The following is an 18,186-nucleotide window of genomic DNA, read 5'->3' on the forward strand; positions in this document are numbered from 1 at the left end:
TTAAATCTTGACGAAGCGACGTAATATCCAAAAATATATGGGGTATGGGAGGATTCTGAGAAATTTCATGAATCCTGTAAATCGCTTAGGAAAGTGAATATCGAACTCACCTTGTTCTAGGCCCGCCATAATATCTTTAGCGGCTTGCTCCGCAGTAATGAGGGCGGGCATCTCAAAATCATTTTGTGCCGTTGCCTCAGTTGCAACAAATCCCGGTGAGATGAGGTGCACACTCACACCTTGGGGCTGCAAATCGTAATACAGGGTTTCACAGAAATTAATAATTCCGGCTTTGCTTGGGCCGTAAGCAAGCGCTTTTGGTAAGCCACTGTAGCCAGCCACGCTACCAATAATGGCTAGATGACCGGTACGATTTTTCAGCATCTCAGGTAGCACTAATGCGACAGCACGCATGGGTCCCAAAAGATTGGCGTCAATGGTCCTCTCAGCTACCTGAATGTCAAAAGCATCAGCGCGCATTGGAATATACATGCCCGAAACAAACAGGAGTAAATCTAGTCCATCCCAATTTTCTAGAATAGTTTGGTAGGCAGCCTGCATTTGCTGTGCTTGGGTAACATCGAGAGCAAGCACAAGTGATTGCTCCACCGGATGACTGCTGGCGATGTGAGTAAGTCGCTCAACTCGACGGCTAGATAGTGCTACCTTTGCGCCAGCTTTGAGGAGGGCTTGGGCACAAGCTTCGCCAATCCCGCTAGAGGCCCCAATCACCCAAACGCGCTTACCTAGCCAATTGTCTATGCCTGCTTGTTTCATGCTGTGTGCGAATCCTTGGTAGGTGAGGCGGTAGTGTGAGCTAAGGTGAACTGCACGACATCAATATTTTTCTCAGCAAATCCTGCGGCGCAATACATCAAGTAGAAATTCCAGAGTCTGATAAAAGTTTGATCAAAACCAAGGTGAGAAATTTCTTGTAGCTTACTATTAAAGCGATCGCTCCATAGGCAGAGTGTTTTTGCATAGTCGGAGCCGAAAGCAAAATCTGCCTCTACCCGCAGACCTGCATTGGCCGCTAATTCCGCAAAACGTTTTTTGGTGGGTAGCATGCCTCCTGGAAAGACATACTGCTGAATAAAGTCAGTACTGTTGCGGTATCGCTCAAATAGATCCTCTGCAATCACAATCGTTTGTATGCAAGCTTTACCACCCACCTTTAAGCACTTAGCAATCATCTGGAAATATTCAGGCCAATATTGCTCACCTACTGCTTCAAACATTTCTACTGAGGCAATCGCGTCAAACTGCTCCGTACAGTCACGATAGTCCTGGAGTCGCACATCAAATCCTGGCAAGTCGGTGCCCGGGGCTTTGATATTTTGGAGCCTGTTCAGAGTAAATGCTTTTTGCTCTGTTGAGAGGGTGAGTCCAGTAACTTGAAGTTGCTTGCGCAGAGCCTCTTCCATCAATCCGCCCCAACCGCAGCCAATTTCAAGAAGATGCGCATTCTGCTTCACGTCTAAGGAGTCCAAGATGCGAGCAATTTTGGCTCTTTGAGCATCCGCCAAAGATTGACCTTCTCCCTCGCTAAACCAAGCGCTCGAGTAGCTCATGGTCGGATCCAACCATAAGGCGTAAAAAGCATTTCCTAAATCGTAATGTGCATGGATATTTTTTCGACTACCTGATTTAGAGTTTCCTCTTAACCAATGTTTAAAGCGATAGAAAAGTGAGCCATACCAGCTTCCATAAATCACTTTTTCTAAGATCGTACGATTACGAATCGCCAATTCTAGGAGGGCCTTCAGGTTGCTAGTGTTCCAGTCGCCACGAATGTAACTTTCGGCAAAGCCAATATCACCATGCGAAAGCAGTTGCTTAAAGACAGACCAGTCATGTAATTGGATATCGGCATGCAGAGTGTCATCGAAATTACCAAATTTTTTTACAACACCATTGGGCAGAGTCAGCGTAAGAAAGCCACTTTGTAACTTCGAAAGCAGATTTAGTAAGGTTTCAGTAGCGATACGATGTTGATGTGGCTTAGGCTGCTGATTGCGGGGGCGAAAAAAGTTTAAGCGGGAGAGCAAGGTTTGTCCAGGGCGATTCATTGGGTGATTTTAAGTTCAGGTGGGGTGGGCTTTGTATGAAAGGGCACGCCTTTTAGCCAAAGTTTTAATGCTTGCCAGTGTATTCGTCCAATGACTCCTACACTCATTAAGGGGTAGCGTATAAAAGCCGCATACAAGGCCCTTTTGGTAAGTGGTTCACTAACGCCGCTGATGCTGGTATTGATCAGCGGCAAACCCTCTTTGTGAAGCTCAATACGACAGACAGAGTTTCTGAGGGAGAGGCTGTCTTGGGGGAAGAGAAAGCGGAAATGGTATTCACCACTCACATCGCAAAATGGAGAGACATGAAATACTTTAGCGCTTGTAAACGTCTCACCCGATCGTAAATGATCGCCATTCTCTTTGTGGAGTAAATAGCAGTGACGCTCACCAAAGGTATTGTTAACCTCGGCAAGAACTGCTTGTACTTGTCCATTAGCGCGGGTACAAATCCAAAAACTCACTGGGTTAAAAACGTAGCCTAAAACACGGGGAAAAGTTTGGAGCCAAATCTCACCATCGACCTGGGTGATTTGGTAGTCTCGCAAGACCTGCTCAAGCCACTCTAAGCTATCTGCATTACCGACACCATGATCTTTGTCGAGGAAGGAGAATAGGCTAAAGCGATTATCGCCAAGACCATTTTTTTGGAGTAATTGGGGATTGGCTTTTCTGGAGCGCATTGGAATCGAGAGCGTAAAAACTCCGTAGCCAAACGCATTCTTTGCGGGACGGAAACGGCGGTGCCGCACTACCCCAAAGTTAATCGTTGCTTGGTTCATACGCTGGATTCATTTAGCGGGTGTTTTGAATGGAATTGGATTCAATAGGAGGGTGAATACTTTCCAGGAGATCTTTCGCAACCAATTCGCCCGAACGCAAGCCATCCTCATGAAAGCCAAAACCGGTCCAAGCGCCACAATACCAAATCGAGGAATTTCCCTGAATGAGCGGCAACTCTTTTTGAGCCTGAATCGCCCTCATGTCAAATACGGGATGAGAGTAACGAATTTCCTGATGAGTCAGCAGGGGGTCGGGGCTGGTCAAGGGATTTAAGCTGACAATAATTGGCGTTTTCTTCCACTCGACTGGCAATGGCTGAAGTCGATTAATGAGATAGTTAACACTGACGTGCTGCTGCGCATTTGGTAACGCCCCTGATTTGGCGGTGTAGTTCCAAGCCGCCCAGCAGCGCTCTGTTTCTGGCAAGAAGCGTTTATCTGTGTGCAATATGGCACGATTCTTTTGATAAGGAATGGCTGCCAGGATATTGCGAGCATCTTGCTCAATGCCGTGCAATAAATTCAGGGCTTGATCGCTATGACAGGCCATGACGACTTCATCAAACCAAGTTGAACCGCTGGGACAAATCACCTCAACTGGCAACTTTCCGTCTGGGCTGGCATTCACACGAACAACCGCCTCACGTATAAACTGCACTTGATGAAGCTCTAACGCGGCTACAAGGCGCTTTACATATTCGCGCGAGCCACCAGTTACGGTAAGCCACTGAGGGCGATTCTGAATTTGTAACAAGCCGTGGTTGTGACAAAAACGCACCATGGTTTTAATTGGAAATTCCAGCATTTGTTCAACTGAGCAAGACCAGATGGCACCGATCATGGGAAGAAAATAATTTTCCCGAAAGCTTTTGCTAAAGCGGTGACGATTGAGAAAGTCCGCAATACTCTCATCAGGTTCGCTGTATTCGTGTGCAGAATGCATCTGCTGTTCTGCTAATTTGGTAGCGAGACGATTAAAGCGCAAGATGTCATAAGCCATTCTCCAAAACGAGAGTGACAGCAGGTTAGATCTTTGACCAAAAAAAGAATTGAGATCGTTACCTGCCCACTCAATATTTTGATGTCGATGAGCCTTTTCGCTGTTATCGATTGATACTGAGAATGACATCTCTGAAGGCGAGATGGGTACGCGCAATTCGGTAAAGAGTCGAACTAAATGGGGGTAGGTCCTGCGATTAAATACCAAGAAGCCGGTATCCACTCCATGCGTGATTAGGCCGTGAGACGTTTGTAGAGAAAGGTCCACGGTATTGCTGTGACCGCCGATATGGTCGCCGCCCTCAAAAACAGTAATTTCAACATTTGGATCTTGTCGCAGGGCATAGGCGCAACCTAAGCCAGAAATTCCTGCGCCAATAATGGCAATCTTTTTCTTAAGCACTAAATTTTCTCTCCTAAGAGTTTTTCAATCTCAGAGGTAATGCTGCTACTCGTAGGCTTGGTCATGCTGCCGAAAGAGTCGACGACATTCCCGTTGCGATCAATGAGGTATTTATAAAAGTTCCATTTGGGGCTTGTGCCAGTTTTAGCAATAAGCATCTTAAATAATGGATTCGGATTGCTCCCGCTCACAACACTTTTGGCAAACATCGGAAACTTGACGTCATAGGTGTTTTTACAAAACTCCGCAATCTCTTTGTTTGTGCCGGGTTCTTGTTGCCCAAAATCATTGGAGGGAAAGCCCAGGACAACTAGCCCTTGGGCCTTGTACTTGGCATAAAGAGCCTCTAAACCTTCATATTGCGTGGTGAAACCGCAATAACTGGCGGTATTGACTACCAAGACCACCTTACCTTGGTATTGACACAGATTTTGTGGGGCTTCGTCTTGCAGACGGGGAAAGGTGTGTGAAAGCAGGGGGCTGCAAGTAGCAGGCGTAGGCCCTGCGGCAGTAGCAGATTGAATGAGGGGCGTAAACGCCAAAACTAGTAGCCACTTCATCAAAATACGAAACATGTTGCACCTTTTTTGGGGTATTTGGGTAAGCCAAGTCTAAGACATTCTGGCGTTTCTCGTTGGACATCACGCAATACTATTAATATTGTGTCATGACCCCAATACCAGCTCCTTCGTTTGATTCTAAAGTGTGCTCACCTGCAGATTTAACTGCCCGTATAGCGCAGCTACCAAGGCCTCTAGTCTTTACTAATGGCGTATTCGATATCCTGCATCGTGGCCATGCAAGCTACCTAGATCAAGCTCGCCAGCTAGGCGCAAGTTTGGTGGTGGGAGTAAATTCTGACGCGTCCGTGAAAATGCTGGGTAAAGGGGCTGATCGGCCGATCAACTCTGAGGCAGACCGCCAAGCATTATTAGCGGCATTGGCTAGCGTGGATTTAGTGACCTTATTTACCGAACAAACCCCAGTTCAATTGATCGAGCAGGTTCGCCCGGATATTTACGTCAAGGGTGGCGATTATGAAATCGATACCTTGCCAGAGGCCCATTTAGTAAAAACCTGGGGTGGTAAGACCGTTGCCATCCCGTTTTTATATGAGCGCTCTACCAGCACCTTGTTGGGCAAGATCCGCTCTTAAAGCTGTTGAACCAACCATGCCCACAAGCCGCGCAATACTAGGCCTTCAATGGACTCGGTTGAGAGGGCAAGTGGCTGGGGTAGCTTAGCGATTTCCGCTGCTAAGATTTTGGCATTACCGCCATCAAGCCAAATCCGTTCAATGGGGTGATTGAGCTCTTTTGATAATTGGGTAGCGCGCAGGATGGCACCCAATTGCGCTGCATCACACCCCCCAATCATGGCATCGTTGGTATTGACGCCAAAGCCCAAAGCTTGAGAATAAGTGTTGCTGCGAGTTGCCTGAGGCAATTGCGCCGTATTAGTGGGGAGGCTCTCTTGCATCATGCTAAGTCCTGGCAAAATCCAGCCGCCATAGTGCAGGCCATTGCCACCCAACATATCAATGGTGGTCGCCGTGCCAGCACTCACCACAAGGGTGTTGTTGGCGGAGAGGGCTCTGGCACCCAAAATAGCCGCCCAACGGTCAGCACCCAATTTAGTCGGATCTTGGTAAAGCGTACGCACCCCTTTAAAAGTGCTGTCCCCGGTAAATTGTCGCCAAAGAAGATCCTGCCACTGCGGAAAGAGGGTGCGCAGATTGGTCATCACCTCTGCACCTGCAACACAACAATAAGCAATGGCGTCGGGTTTGGGTACCGTTTTGGCAATATAGTCTGATAGCTCTTCCCGCAACTCCAAAGACTGGAGTGACTTGGTGCTGATAGAGCCAGAGTAGGCCCACAATTTTTTCTGACGATCAGAGGGGTTTTGCGTTGACTCAACTGCAGCCCACTTCAAGCGTGTATTGCCCACATCAAATAATAAATAGAGACTCATAAAAATAGACTCATTCTTGAGCCCGCAGAGAAACATCGCCAGCAAATATTGTCATCAGATTTCCATCCCGCTCAAGAAGTAATGCCCCATTGTCATCCACCCCTTGCTCGAGGCCTAAAAGTGGTGGTTGCAGCCCTGCTGAAATGCGGACGGGCTGCCCATAAAAAGCATCCCAATGCTGCCATTCAGCGCGAAAGTGACTAAACCCCGTCTTTTCAAATTGCGTCAATACGTTCTCTAAAGCGCTAATGAGCTTTAGCCAAATCTGATCAATCTCAGGTAAGACACTCTTCTCTGAAATCAGCTGATCCAAAGAGCCCACCTGAAGATGGGTTCGCCCATCCAGCTTCGCCTCAAGTGCAGCAGCATTGCGTAAGTTCATTCCCACACCAATGATCATCCAAGTGGGCTCATTCATATTGGTTTGTCTACCCTCAATCAGGACTCCGCCTAGCTTAGCGTGATTAAGTAAAAGGTCATTAGGCCATTTGAGGCGCAGGCCTTGAGAAAATAAACTGGCCTCACTGCAATCAAGCGCAGAGGCTAAGCCACTGATGAGGGCCAGGCCAACACAGAGACTTAAACCACTTAGCTCATTAGGGCTCCCAGGGTAAGGGTAGGCCAAAGAAAAGCATAGTGAATCCTGGGGGTTGGCAAGCCAAGTTCGTCCAGCCCTGCCTTTGCCTGCAGTTTGTTTGTAGGCGATTCTGGCAACCGGATGCGTTAACTCACCAGCACGCCAGCGGTTTAATAAGTCGTCGTTGGTCGAAGCCGTTTCAGCGACGCGCTCAAAGGTGCAATTCCAGTTCATTTGCTCATTGTAGAAAAGACTGACCTAGAATTGGGGAATGCATCAAGAAGAACAGCGTCCCCGTAAGTTTGTTTGGCCTCTTCAAGCCATGCCCTTGGCTAGAGCGATGACCCTTATTTACGCTTTGTTAATTCTGTATGTGAGTCTGAATCCCTTTGAATTTACTTTAGATAATGGTATTTCGGGCTGGGCCTGGTTAGACGCGCCATTACCGCGTTACATCACCTTATTCGATGTTTCGGTCAATATCCTGGCTTATATTCCGCTAGGATTTTTAATCGTTTTTTCGGCTTATCCACGCTGGCGTAATTTTGTTGCCCTTGGCATTGCTTTGGCTTTAAGCGCCATGCTTGCTTTCAGTGTTGAATCATTGCAGAGCTGGGTACCCACGCGTATTCCTAGTCTGATGGATTGGTGGGCTAACGTTTCAGGTGGCTTGCTAGGTGGCTTACTGGCTATTCCCATGGGGCCCCAATGGCTCTCAGGAAGCGCCATTCGACGGCGCTTCGATCGCTGGTTTGGTCTAAATTGGGCCTGGGCGGGATTATTTTTATTATTTCCTTGGGCACAAATCTACCCGCAGAGTTCTTGGCTTGGAACGGGTGTTTGGGGGCATGCCATTTTTGGCTCAATTGACTGGGGCACTACGGTGATGAATCACTTTGCCCAAGAGACAGCGATAACGGCCTTATGTTGGCTTGGTACTGCACTCTTGCTTTCTTTAGGCATGCGAACGAAGGCGCCGCAGTGGAAAATTCTGATGGGCTTGCTTGCTTGGACAGTGCTGATCAAGATCCTGTTCACTGCATTGCAATTTGGCGCTGAATTGAGTTTGCTGTGGCTGACCGCAGGTGCAATTTGGGGAATGGTCTTGGGGAGCGTGATTTTGAGGTGGATGCTGCGTTGTTCTATTAGGACAAAATTTTGGGCTGCGCTTGTTTGTTTGCTCTCAGCGACGGTGGCCATCAGTGTGCTACCTGATAATCCCTACTTTATATTGACGATGCGCCATTGGTATCAAGGTCCCATGTTGCACTTCAATGACTTAATGCAATGGCTTTCAGTACTATGGTTGCCATTGGCTCTATTTTGGATGATTCGTGAAGCCTTAGTAGTTAAACTAAAACCCTAATTGGGATCGCTATGTACTTTAAGAACCACGTATTTTTCTGTTTGAATGAACGATCTAATGGGGATAATTGTTGCCATCAACATAACGCCTATGCTTTGTTTGAGTACGCCAAAAAGAGAGTCAAAGAATTGGGCTTAGCGGGTTCTGGCAAGATCCGAATTAACAAGGCCGGTTGTTTGGATCGTTGCGCGCAAGGCCCGGTCATGGTGATTTATCCCGAGGGCGTTTGGTACACCTTCATTGACTCTGAAGATGTAGAAGAAATTATTCAGTCGCACTTAATCGAGGGGCGTCCTGTTGAGCGCTTACAGTTAGCTTAGGTTGATCTAGATAAATTTGAGAAAGCGCTGACTATGAGTGTTGACCCTAAGGTAATGCATATTGATGGCCCCATGGGCTCGATAGAAATGTCTATCGACCTACCTGATGATTTAAAAAAGAATCCCGCATTTACCGTGCGCGGTTTAGCTTTGGTAGCCCACCCCCATCCACTGATGGGTGGCACTAAAGATAACAAGGTAGTGCAAACCATGGCACGTACATTCAACCTATTGGGGTATATCAGTGTGCGCCCCAATTTTCGTGGAGTGGGCACAACTGCAGGCGAACATGATCATGGTGTCGGTGAAACCGAAGATTTACTCCAGGTAACTGACTGGATGCGCACTCCCGCAAGCTGGGCACGCTTTGAGGCAACCCAAGGCCAAGCTTGGACTAACTCCGCCAATACCCTCCCTTTGCTTGTATCTGGATTTTCTTTCGGTAGTTTTGTGGGTACGCACCTGGTGCAAAAGTTAGCTGAGCTTGGACGTCCTGCTGAGCGTCTTGTTATGGTGGGTAGTGCTACGGGTAAATGGGAGTTGGCGCCAGTACCAGCTGATACGATCTTGATTCATGGTGAGGTGGATGAAACCATTCCCCTAGTGGATGTCTTTGATTGGGCGCGACCACAAGAATTAACGGTGCAGGTTGTTCCAGGTGCGGATCACTTTTTTCACCGTAAACTCCACTGCATACGCAACATCATTACCGGGGCATGGTTAGGTATGCCCAACACATAAGGAATCATGAACACCATGGCAGAAGAAAAATCCCTCATCGAATATCCCTCCCTATTTCCAATTAAGGTCATGGGCAAATCCGTCCCTGAATATTTACCCGCAATTTTGCATATTGCCCATCAATTTGATCCGATCTTTGATGAGAGTCAGGTGGAGCAACGACCCTCAAAAGATGGCAACTACCTCGGCATTACCCTGCCTATTAATGCGACTAGTCGCGAGCAATTGGATGAGCTGTACCGAACCCTCTCGACCCATCCTTTAGTCAGCATGGTTCTTTAAGCGGCTTCATGGCGATCTTAGTGAAGTCTTTGGGTTTATCGGACTATGCCGAGACCTATGAAGCAATGCAGGCATTCAATCAACAGCGCACGCCCGACACTCCAGACGAGATTTGGGTTTTAGAGCACCCACCCGTCTTTACCTTAGGTCTCGCTGGTGATGCAGGAAACTTACATTCTCCTAGCAGTGATATTCCTTTAATTCAGGTCGATCGTGGCGGTGAGATTACCTACCATGGCCCAGGCCAGATTGTGATCTATCTTTTATTGGATTTACGGCGACTCGGAATCTTTGTTAAAGAGTTGGTAGCGCGCATTGAGCAAGCGCTGATTGACACTTTGGCCAACTTTGGTCTTCAGGCTGAGCGACACTCTGGAGCCCCTGGAATCTATGTTTGCGCACAGGCTGGTTTACCTGAACCCTATATTGGAGCGAAAATCGCCGCACTGGGTTTAAAAGTCTCCAAAGGCTGCACATATCATGGCCTAGCCCTTAATGTGGCCACGGATTTAGACGCTTTTGCCCGTATCCACCCTTGTGGTTACGAGGGCTTGAGAACGGTGGACATGCAAACTCTCGGGATCAAGGACAATAAGGAGATGATTAGCAAAACCCTCATTGACCATTTGCAGGCGCAATTGATTCGACCATGACCATAGATAAGATAGAACTGGAAAGTAGTGCACTCCTTGAGTCACGTCAGGACGTCAACTACGATGCTTCACGTAAGCAAAAGTCCAATGAGAAGACGGCCCGCATTCCGATCAAGATTATCCCCATTGAGCAGGTACTCAAAAAGCCTGATTGGATTCGGGTGAAGGCCGCCTCTGGAAATTCTCGCTTTGCAGAAATTAAGCAAATTTTGCGTGAGAATGATTTAGTTACCGTTTGTGAAGAAGCGAGTTGTCCTAATATCGGCGAGTGTTTTGGTAAGGGCACAGCTACATTCATGATCATGGGTGATAAATGCACCCGTCGTTGTCCATTCTGTGATGTAGGTCATGGCCGCCCAGATCCCTTGGATGAAAAAGAACCCGCTAATTTAGCGCGCACGATTGCCGTCCTTAAACTAAATTACGTAGTGATCACGAGCGTAGACCGCGATGATCTGCGTGATGGTGGGGCTATGCATTATGTTGACTGTATTTCTCAATCAAGAGCGCTCTCACCAAATACCCGAATTGAAGTGTTAGTACCTGACTTTCGTGGTCGATTAGATAAGGCCTTAGATATTTTTTCAGAGCATGCGCCTAATGGATTGCCTGATGTAATGAATCACAATTTAGAGACGGTTCCCCGTTTATATAAACAGGCGCGTCCAGGTGCTGACTATGCACACTCCTTAAAACTGTTGCAAGATTTCAAAGTACGTTTTCCACACATTCCTACCAAGAGCGGCTTGATGGTAGGTCTAGGTGAAACCGATGAAGAAATCTTGGAAGTCATGCGTGACATGCGAGCACACCAGATTGATATGTTGACGATTGGTCAATACCTGGCGCCTTCTGGGCACCATCTGCCAGTCCAGCGCTATGTCCACCCTGATGTCTTTAAGCACTATGAGAAAGAAGCTTACGCAATGGGCTTCTCGCATGCGGCAGTAGGCGCCATGGTGCGCTCTAGCTATCATGCGGATCAGCAGGCTCTCGGGGCTGGCCTTGTCTAGAAGAAAGGCAATGCGAAGTTGCATCGTGATTGCAACAAGCATTCTGCTGATCGCTTGTAGTCCGAAACTAGACTGGCGCACAGTTCAAGCGCCTCAAGAAAGTTTCACGGCATTATTTCCGGGTAAGCCTGACAAGTTAGAAAGACAGGTGCCCTATCAAGGCGCAAATATTCCGCAGATTTTAGAGGCGGTCAAAGTCGATGAAGCGATTTATTCAGTCTCTTCAATTTATTTAAACAAAGATCAGTCAGATTTTTTTCCTGAGCTGCTTAAGCAGATGCAAGACAATCTTTTTAAGCGGGCAGGCGTAGACGCGCAGAGCGCTCTTAGCTCTTCTGCCGTCTATCGCACGGTAGCTCGCCAACGTCAACCAACAACAGATTATTTTTTAGACTTTATTGCGCCTGATTCAAAGCGGCAATCTATGCGAGTGCGCTGGATTTCTAGGCCGAGTCCTGATGGCGGCATATGGGTATATCAAGTTTCCGTTTTGCAGAACACGCCCTCTGGGATCAATATTGAACAACTCTTTTCAGAAGAGCAGTACGCCACTTTCTTCGAAGAATTTCATCCCGAGTAAATTGCTAGAGACTTACTGAGTTTTTTCCATAGCCGCTACTTTTGCTTCAAGCGCTTCCAATTTTTCTCTCGTTTTGGAAAGCACTTTAGTTTGCAAATCAAATTCTTCGCGAGTGACTAAATCCATTTTCTGAAAGCCTTGACTCATCATGGCGCGCACATTCTTTTCAATATCCTGTGCGGGCGAATTACGGATCGCATCTCCCACCTTATTTTGCATTTCGCCAGCAATGCGTTGAATCTGTTCGAGGATTTCACCAGGTTTTTGCATGATTTGACTTACTCGCTATGGGTTAGAGTTGCGTAAATGAGACAAACCTTATTTTAATGGGAGTCGAGTTTCGGCGTCCGAAAAGACCTAAAACAGTAAAAATGGGAACAGATTCACTTTAATGGTGCAAACTGAAGCACCAAATAAGTGCATGAGCTTCATTATGGGGAATGATTGAAAAAGGGCTTAACAGGGGGACTTCATCATCGACCCATGCAATAAAGCATTTAACCCTTTTTTCATTACAACTAGTAAGGAGCATTTTATGAAATCTTTTCAAAAGTCAGCAATTTCTGCTGTTGCAGTTGCCTTGTTGAGCGGCTTAGTTTACACATCCGCTTTTGCGGAAGAGGCCGCAGCAGAAGCACCTGAAGTAAGTCCGGTTACGGCTAACGTAACTGTAGCAAGTAACTATATCTATCGTGGTTTGACGCAGTCCAATAACAAGCCAGCTATTCAAGGTGGCTTTGATTATGCTCACGAGAGTGGTTTGTACATTGGTAACTGGAACTCATCTATTAGCTGGATCAGCGATGGCTATTCTTCCTCATCAAACCCAAAAACAACTGGCACCGGCGTATCTGCTCCGATTGAAATGGACTTCTATGCAGGTTTTAAGAAAGAGTTAATCGGCGAAGGCTTTGCGAGTGATATCGGTGTATTGCAATACTATTACTCAGCAGCTGGCTTACCTGGAATTCAGTCTAGTACAACCGTCAACAACATTCCAAGTAGTCGCCAAGCTGCAGGTGTGAATCCAAGTACAACTGAATTGTATGTAGCCCAAAACTACACATTTGGTCCTGCAACTGGATTCTTGAAGTTCTCCTATGCTGTAACTAATTTGTTCGGTATCAAGAATTCTGCAGGTGCTTTCTACCCTGATTTCACTGCGAACTATGACACAGGCTTTTATGGCATCAGCTTAAATGCACATGCTGGTTATCAGTACGTGCCTAATAACGTTGTTACTTCTAATGCCCAGTCAACTGCTGGAGTTGGCAATACTTCCTTGGCAGGAACTTGGAATGCAAGCTACGCTGATTGGAAGCTTGGTTTGACTAAGGACTTCGGCGGCGGCTTGTCTGGTACCGCTTACTACACAGGAACAAGCGCACAAAAAGTGGGTAGCACTTATGTTTACGCTACCCCAAACGGCGGCAACGCTGGACGTGGTAACGCTGTAGTTGCTCTTACAAAAACTTTCTAATTTCCACTCTGAACGGAGAAACATATGAAATTAATCACTGCAATCGTCAAGCCATTTAAGCTTGACGAGGTGCGCGAAGCTCTCTCAGAAGTGGGAGTTTCGGGCATCACTGTTACCGAAGTTAAAGGATTTGGTCGTCAAAAGGGTCACACTGAGTTGTATCGCGGTGCTGAGTATGTAGTGGATTTTTTGCCTAAGGTAAAAATTGAAGCTGCTGTTGATGATGACATTTTGGAGCGAGCAATTGAAGCGATTGAAAAATCTGCTCGTACTGGCAAAATTGGCGATGGCAAAATCTTTGTTACTTCTGTAGAACATGTCATTCGTATTCGTACCGGTGAAACCGGTGCGTCAGCACTTTAAAGAGAGGCTCAAAATGTTAACTTGGATGAAAAATCTCCTAGCTGGTGGTGCGATGGCTTTGGCCATTGGCGCAACTGGCGTAATGGTAAGCGCTCCCGCGTTTGCCGATGAAGCGAAACCCGCTGTTTCTGCTCCTGCAGCCGCCTCAGCTGCCGCAGCCGCTCCAGCAGCACCTGTAGCAACAGTAAACAAAGGTGATACCGCTTGGATGTTGATATCTACAGCATTAGTGCTGTTGATGACGCTTCCTGGCTTGGCATTGTTTTACGGCGGCTTAACCCGCAGTAAAAACATCCTGTCCATTTGTATGCAATGTTTCATGGTCTTCTCTCTGATTACCGTGCTGTGGGTCTTCTACGGCTATAGCTTGGCGTTTACGGAAGGTGGGGCATTTATTGGCGGACTTGATCGTCTGTTCTTGGCTGGCTTGACTCCAGACTCTATCGCAGCAACCTTTAGTAAAGGTGTTGGTATTCCTGAGTATGTATTCATGGCTTTCCAGGCAGTGTTTGCCACTATTACTTGCTGTTTAATCATCGGTTCTTTTGCTGAGCGCGCTAAGTTCTCTGCAATCCTGATCTTTATGGTGATTTGGTTCACGTTTAGCTACTTGCCAATCGCTCACATGGTTTGGTTCTGGCCTGGCCCTGATGACATCAAAGATGCAGCGTCACTTGAAGCTATCACTGCCCGTGCAGGTTGGTTATGGCAAAAAGGTGTGCTCGACTTTGCTGGCGGTACCGTTGTTCACATCAATGCTGCGATCGCTGGTTTAGTTGGCTCCTTTGTGATTGGCAAGCGTATTGGTTACGGCAAAGAAGCAATGAAGCCACATAACTTAGTTTATGTAATGACTGGTGCCGCACTCTTGTGGTTCGGTTGGTTTGGTTTCAACGCAGGTTCAGCACTCGAAGCAAACGGAAGCGCTGCATTGGCATTCGTCAATACCTATGTAGCTACTGCCGCCGCTGTATTGGGCTGGTCATTTGCTGAGTGGATTCTCAAAGGTAAGCCATCGATGTTGGGCGCGGCTTCTGGTTGCGTAGCAGGTTTAGTTGCTATTACTCCAGCTGCTGGTTTCGTTGGCCCAATGGGTGCAATTGCTATCGGTCTGTTCGCTGGCGTCATTTGCCTTTGGGGTGTAACAGGCCTGAAGAAAATGTTGGGCTCAGATGACACATTGGATGTATTCGGTGTGCATGGCGTAGGTGGTATTTCTGGTGCGTTGTTGACTGGTATTTTTGCTGATCCAGCTTTGGGTGGCACAGGTATCTGGGATTACGTTACAAATGCTGCTGCACCTGATTATTCGATCGCTAGCCAAATGTGGATTCAAGCTCAAGGTGTGATCACTACCGTAATCTGGTCTGGCGTAGTTTCTTTCATTGCCTTCAAATTGATCGATATGGTGATTGGTTTGCGCGTTAAAGAAGAAGAAGAGCGCGAAGGTTTGGATATCAGCTCACATGGTGAAACTGCTTACGAGTCTTAATTAGTCGTTTTAACCCTCTTAGGCGGTCCTAACTGCCTGCTTTATCAGCGCGGAATCTTCGGATTCCGCGTTTTTTTTATAAAATACTTACAATGGTGAAATGGTTCCACATCTCATTACTGCCCTTAGTGGTCCTTTGCTCGAACTCGAGACAAAGGTCTTAGAAGCTACTCCTACGATTGAGCGCTGGTTTAGGCTTGAATGGCAAGAGCACACCCCCCCTTTTTACTGCTCGGTAGATTTACGTAACTCGGGTTTCAAGCTAGCCCCAGTTGACACGAATTTATTTCCTGGTGGCTTTAATAATCTTTCTCCCCAGATGCTGCCTTTGGCAGTGCAGGCTGCTATGGCGGCCATTGAGAAGATTTGTCCAGAAGCAAAAAATTTATTGCTGATTCCTGAGCGCCATACCCGTAATACGTTTTATCTGCAAAACGTAGCGCGCCTATCTTCCATCTTGCGTCAGGCCGGTCTCAATGTCCGTCTGGGTACTTTTTCCGAAGAGATTAAAAAGCCTACCTGGATAGATCTCCCTGATGGCAACCGCTTGTTAATGGAGCCTTTGTCCCGATTAGGATTAAAGCAGCAACGTTTGGGATTGAAGGATTTTGATCCATGCTCAATTCTGTTGAATAACGATCTATCCGCAGGCATTCCGCCTATTTTGGAAAATATTCATGAGCAGTATTTGTTGCCTGGGCTGCATGCGGGTTGGCATATTCGCCGTAAATCAAATCACTTCGCTGCCTACGATGAAGTGGCAAAGAAGTTTGCCAAGGTGGTCGATATTGATCCTTGGATGATCAATCCGTATTTTGCGCAATGCTCCGAAGTCAATTTTCATGAGCGCAAGGGTGAGGATGAACTGCAAACAGCAGTTGAGAAAATACTCAAAAAGACTGCCAAGAAATACCGCGAGTACGGCATTAAAGAAAAACCTTTTGTCGTTGTAAAGGCCGATGCAGGCACTTATGGCATGGGCATTATGGTGGTGAATGATCCTGCTCAGCTCAAAGACTTGAATCGCAAAGAACGCAACAAAATGAGCGTGGTGAAGGAAGGGTTAGAAGTCAGTGACGTCCTCATTCAGGAGGGTGTTTACACCTTTGAGAAAGTCAATGAGGCGGTTGCTGAGCCGGTGGTGTACATGATTGATCGTTACGTTGTCGGCGGTTTCTATCGCGTACATACAGACCGCGGTCCTGATGAAAACCTCAATGCCCCAGGAATGCACTTTGTGCCATTGGCTTTTGAGCAAGACTCTATGCCCGATATCACTGCCAAAGCTGGCAGCGCGGCTCCGAACCGTTTTTATCTTTATGGCGTGGTTGCGCGCTTGGCACTGTTGGCTGCTTCATTGGAGCTCGAGCGTACCGACCCTGATGCTGAATTCGCTTAAATTAAAAGCATTTATTTTTGAATAAATAATATGGATTACTTGTTTATTGCTGATCCACTTGACTCGTTCAAGATTGGTAAAGATTCGACCTTAGCGATGATGCGAGTGGCTCAGGCAGCCGGTCATCGGCTTTGGTTTTGCCAAAGCCGCAATATTTTGTGGCGCGACAATGTGATTGTGGCTGATTGCGAGCCTCTCTTTATTAAGCCGTCCGGTACCTCTTGGTATGAATTGGGTCTAGTCGAGGCGCGTAGCCTACATTCTTTTTCTGCGGTGTTGATGCGCACCGATCCCCCGTTTGATATTGAATACCTTAATACCACTTGGTTACTTTCTGCAGCGGTGCGACAAGGCGCCAAGGTATTTAATAATCCAACGGCGATTCGCGATCATTCGGAAAAATTATCCATTACTGAGTTTCCGCAATTGATTCCACCCACTCTAGTGAGTCGTGAGCTGAGTGCAGTTGAGGCGTTTCACCGCGAGTACCGTGACATAGTGATTAAGCCTTTAGATGGTATGGGCGGCATGGGGGTATTTCGGGTTGGGCCAGACGGTTTAAATTTAGCGAGTATTGTCGAAACTCTGGGCGAGAACGGGACGCGTACTTTGATGGTGCAACGTTTCTTGCCGGAGATTTCCCAGGGGGATAAGCGGGTTCTTTTAATTGGCGGCGAAGTAGTGCCTTTTGCATTGGCTCGTATTCCTCAAGGCTCTGAAATCCGTGGCAACTTGGCTGCTGGCGGTAAGGGTGTGGCAATGCCCTTAAGCGAGTCTGAAAAGAGAGTTGCGCAAGAATTGGCGCCGATTTTGCATGAGCGCGGTTTATTCTTGGTAGGGCTAGATTTGATTGGAGGCTTTGTTACTGAAATTAATGTCACTAGCCCAACCTGCTTTGTTGAAATTACTGAGCAAAGTGGATTTGATGTGGCGCAGTTTTGGTTGCAAGCGCTTGAAAAGGAGTTGGCACACTTATGACCGGAATCGTCATTGTGGCTCACACGCCGCTAGCTAGTGCTATGTTGGGATTTGTTGAGCATACCTTCGGTGTCATGCCCGAAGGCGTTCGAGCTGTGGATGTTCCTGCGCATGAAGATACTAAGGTAAGCTTTGAGCGAGTGCTAGAGGCTGCTAAAGGAGTTAATGCTGGCGCAGGAATTTTGATCTTGACTGATGTGATGGGTGCTACACCTGCTAACGTCGCCTCAAAATTGATGGGCTTAGGAGCAGATGCGAATTTTAGGGCGCCGGTCAATGTGTTGGCGGGGGTGAACCTACCCATGTTGATGCGTTGTGTTTCCCATCGCCATGAAGAATTAGAGGTCTTGACGCAAAAAGCATTGCAAGGGGGAGAGCAGGGCATTGCGCGCCTAGGTACTCAGATTCCAGAAGCAATTAGCAAGTAAAAAACAAGGTAAATCATGCCCGTTGCAGAAATCGAAATTATTAATAAGCTTGGTTTGCATGCCAGGGCATCAGCTAAGTTATCTAAGCTGGCAGCCGAATATCCTTGTGAAATATTGTTGTCGCGTAATGGCCGTCAAATTAACGCCAAAAGTATTATGGGCGTCATGATGCTAGCCGCTGGCATTGGTAGCAAGATTGTCATTGAAACTGTGGGCGACCAAGCTGATGAAGCCATGGCGGCCCTGAGTGAATTGATTCATAACCGTTTTGGTGAAGGCGAGTAAAT

At 47.2% G+C, this 18,186-nt stretch carries 23 protein-coding genes; 15 read left to right on the top strand and 8 right to left on the bottom strand.

Features of this window, described 5'->3' with window-relative positions; translation table 11 throughout:
- The 5 genes from CP950_RS00470 to CP950_RS00490 are packed head-to-tail and all read right to left on the bottom strand — an operon-like array spanning nt 1 to nt 4,828.
- Nucleotides 1-777 carry an SDR family NAD(P)-dependent oxidoreductase gene (locus CP950_RS00470; RefSeq protein ID WP_096671901.1) on the bottom strand — a complete coding sequence of 259 codons (777 nt, stop codon included), beginning with the start codon at nt 775-777 and terminating at the stop codon, nt 1-3.
- Entirely contained in the window at nt 774-2,069 is a 1,296-nt protein-coding gene (locus CP950_RS00475; RefSeq protein WP_096671902.1) for an SAM-dependent methyltransferase, read from the bottom strand. Before CP950_RS00475 ends, CP950_RS00470 begins: the two co-directional genes overlap by 4 nt.
- Complete coding sequence (locus CP950_RS00480; RefSeq protein ID WP_096671903.1) at nt 2,066-2,851, bottom strand: DUF1365 domain-containing protein; 786 nt, start codon at nt 2,849-2,851, stop codon at nt 2,066-2,068. The genes CP950_RS00475 and CP950_RS00480 overlap by 4 nt, the downstream gene beginning before the upstream one ends.
- A gap of 13 nt (nt 2,852-2,864) precedes the next feature.
- On the bottom strand, nt 2,865-4,253 hold the full coding sequence (locus CP950_RS00485; protein ID WP_096671904.1) for an NAD(P)/FAD-dependent oxidoreductase: 1,389 nt from the start codon (nt 4,251-4,253) through the stop codon (nt 2,865-2,867).
- On the bottom strand, nt 4,253-4,828 hold the full coding sequence (locus CP950_RS00490; RefSeq protein ID WP_096671905.1) for a glutathione peroxidase: 576 nt from the start codon (nt 4,826-4,828) through the stop codon (nt 4,253-4,255). Before CP950_RS00490 ends, CP950_RS00485 begins: the two co-directional genes overlap by 1 nt.
- A 92-nt stretch (nt 4,829-4,920) precedes the next feature.
- Here CP950_RS00490 and rfaE2 point away from each other — a divergent pair, with 92 nt between their 5' ends.
- Entirely contained in the window at nt 4,921-5,409 is a 489-nt protein-coding gene (rfaE2, locus tag CP950_RS00495) for a D-glycero-beta-D-manno-heptose 1-phosphate adenylyltransferase (RefSeq protein WP_096671906.1), read from the top strand.
- On the opposite strand, the gene CP950_RS00500 is transcribed toward rfaE2, so the two are convergent.
- On the bottom strand, nt 5,406-6,227 hold the full coding sequence (locus CP950_RS00500) for a type III pantothenate kinase (RefSeq protein WP_096671907.1): 822 nt from the start codon (nt 6,225-6,227) through the stop codon (nt 5,406-5,408). The genes rfaE2 and CP950_RS00500 overlap by 4 nt on opposite strands.
- Before the next feature lie 10 nt (nt 6,228-6,237).
- A complete protein-coding gene (locus CP950_RS00505; RefSeq protein WP_096671908.1) occupies nt 6,238-7,038 on the bottom strand; it encodes a biotin--[acetyl-CoA-carboxylase] ligase in 801 nt (266 codons plus the stop codon).
- Nucleotides 7,039-7,075: 37 nt separating this feature from the next.
- On the opposite strand from CP950_RS00505, the gene CP950_RS00510 reads away from it, so the two are divergent.
- Genes CP950_RS00510 through CP950_RS00540 form a run of 7 tightly spaced genes read left to right on the top strand, consistent with a single transcriptional unit; the run spans nt 7,076 to nt 11,759 of the window.
- Nucleotides 7,076-8,170, top strand: coding sequence for a VanZ family protein (locus CP950_RS00510; RefSeq protein WP_096671909.1), 1,095 nt, complete (start codon nt 7,076-7,078; stop codon nt 8,168-8,170).
- 11 nt (nt 8,171-8,181) lie between these two features.
- Nucleotides 8,182-8,490 carry a (2Fe-2S) ferredoxin domain-containing protein gene (locus tag CP950_RS00515; protein WP_096671910.1) on the top strand — a complete coding sequence of 103 codons (309 nt, stop codon included), beginning with the start codon at nt 8,182-8,184 and terminating at the stop codon, nt 8,488-8,490.
- A gap of 33 nt (nt 8,491-8,523) precedes the next feature.
- Nucleotides 8,524-9,231 (top strand): alpha/beta hydrolase, encoded by a 708-nt coding sequence (locus CP950_RS00520; RefSeq protein WP_096671911.1) that lies wholly within the window; start codon nt 8,524-8,526, stop codon nt 9,229-9,231.
- Nucleotides 9,232-9,237: 6 nt separating this feature from the next.
- Entirely contained in the window at nt 9,238-9,513 is a 276-nt protein-coding gene (locus CP950_RS00525) for a YbeD family protein (RefSeq protein ID WP_165766384.1), read from the top strand.
- Nucleotides 9,514-9,521: 8 nt separating this feature from the next.
- The gene (gene lipB / locus CP950_RS00530) at nt 9,522-10,166 is read left to right on the top strand and encodes a lipoyl(octanoyl) transferase LipB (protein ID WP_096671912.1); all 645 of its coding nucleotides are present in this window, start codon (nt 9,522-9,524) and stop codon (nt 10,164-10,166) included.
- Nucleotides 10,163-11,179, top strand: coding sequence for a lipoyl synthase (lipA, locus tag CP950_RS00535; protein WP_096671913.1), 1,017 nt, complete (start codon nt 10,163-10,165; stop codon nt 11,177-11,179). The genes lipB and lipA overlap by 4 nt, the downstream gene beginning before the upstream one ends.
- Before the next feature lie 10 nt (nt 11,180-11,189).
- On the top strand, nt 11,190-11,759 hold the full coding sequence (locus CP950_RS00540; protein ID WP_096671914.1) for a hypothetical protein: 570 nt from the start codon (nt 11,190-11,192) through the stop codon (nt 11,757-11,759).
- 12 nt (nt 11,760-11,771) lie between these two features.
- Here CP950_RS00540 and CP950_RS00545 read toward each other — a convergent pair whose 3' ends face one another.
- Entirely contained in the window at nt 11,772-12,029 is a 258-nt protein-coding gene (locus CP950_RS00545) for an accessory factor UbiK family protein (RefSeq protein ID WP_096671915.1), read from the bottom strand.
- 265 nt (nt 12,030-12,294) lie between these two features.
- Here CP950_RS00545 and CP950_RS00550 point away from each other — a divergent pair, with 265 nt between their 5' ends.
- From CP950_RS00550 to CP950_RS00580, 7 genes are all read left to right on the top strand, one after another.
- Entirely contained in the window at nt 12,295-13,239 is a 945-nt protein-coding gene (locus CP950_RS00550) for a TorF family putative porin (RefSeq protein ID WP_096671916.1), read from the top strand.
- A 24-nt stretch (nt 13,240-13,263) separates the two neighbouring features.
- Nucleotides 13,264-13,602 carry a P-II family nitrogen regulator gene (locus tag CP950_RS00555; protein WP_096671917.1) on the top strand — a complete coding sequence of 113 codons (339 nt, stop codon included), beginning with the start codon at nt 13,264-13,266 and terminating at the stop codon, nt 13,600-13,602.
- A gap of 13 nt (nt 13,603-13,615) precedes the next feature.
- A complete protein-coding gene (locus CP950_RS00560; RefSeq protein ID WP_096671918.1) occupies nt 13,616-15,094 on the top strand; it encodes an ammonium transporter in 1,479 nt (492 codons plus the stop codon).
- 100 nt (nt 15,095-15,194) lie between these two features.
- The gene (gshA, locus tag CP950_RS00565) at nt 15,195-16,493 is read left to right on the top strand and encodes a glutamate--cysteine ligase (RefSeq protein ID WP_096671919.1); all 1,299 of its coding nucleotides are present in this window, start codon (nt 15,195-15,197) and stop codon (nt 16,491-16,493) included.
- Nucleotides 16,494-16,523: 30 nt separating this feature from the next.
- Nucleotides 16,524-17,471: a glutathione synthase gene (gshB, locus tag CP950_RS00570; protein WP_096671920.1), complete on the top strand. Its 948-nt coding sequence runs from the start codon at nt 16,524-16,526 to the stop codon at nt 17,469-17,471.
- The gene (locus tag CP950_RS00575) at nt 17,468-17,899 is read left to right on the top strand and encodes a PTS sugar transporter subunit IIA (protein WP_096671921.1); all 432 of its coding nucleotides are present in this window, start codon (nt 17,468-17,470) and stop codon (nt 17,897-17,899) included. Before gshB ends, CP950_RS00575 begins: the two co-directional genes overlap by 4 nt.
- Before the next feature lie 15 nt (nt 17,900-17,914).
- Complete coding sequence (locus CP950_RS00580; protein WP_096671922.1) at nt 17,915-18,184, top strand: HPr family phosphocarrier protein; 270 nt, start codon at nt 17,915-17,917, stop codon at nt 18,182-18,184.
- Nucleotides 18,185-18,186 lie beyond the last annotated feature (2 nt).

Origin of the sequence: Polynucleobacter meluiroseus (assembly GCF_900205755.1) — a bacterium.
GTDB classification, from domain to species: domain Bacteria; phylum Pseudomonadota; class Gammaproteobacteria; order Burkholderiales; family Burkholderiaceae; genus Polynucleobacter; species Polynucleobacter meluiroseus.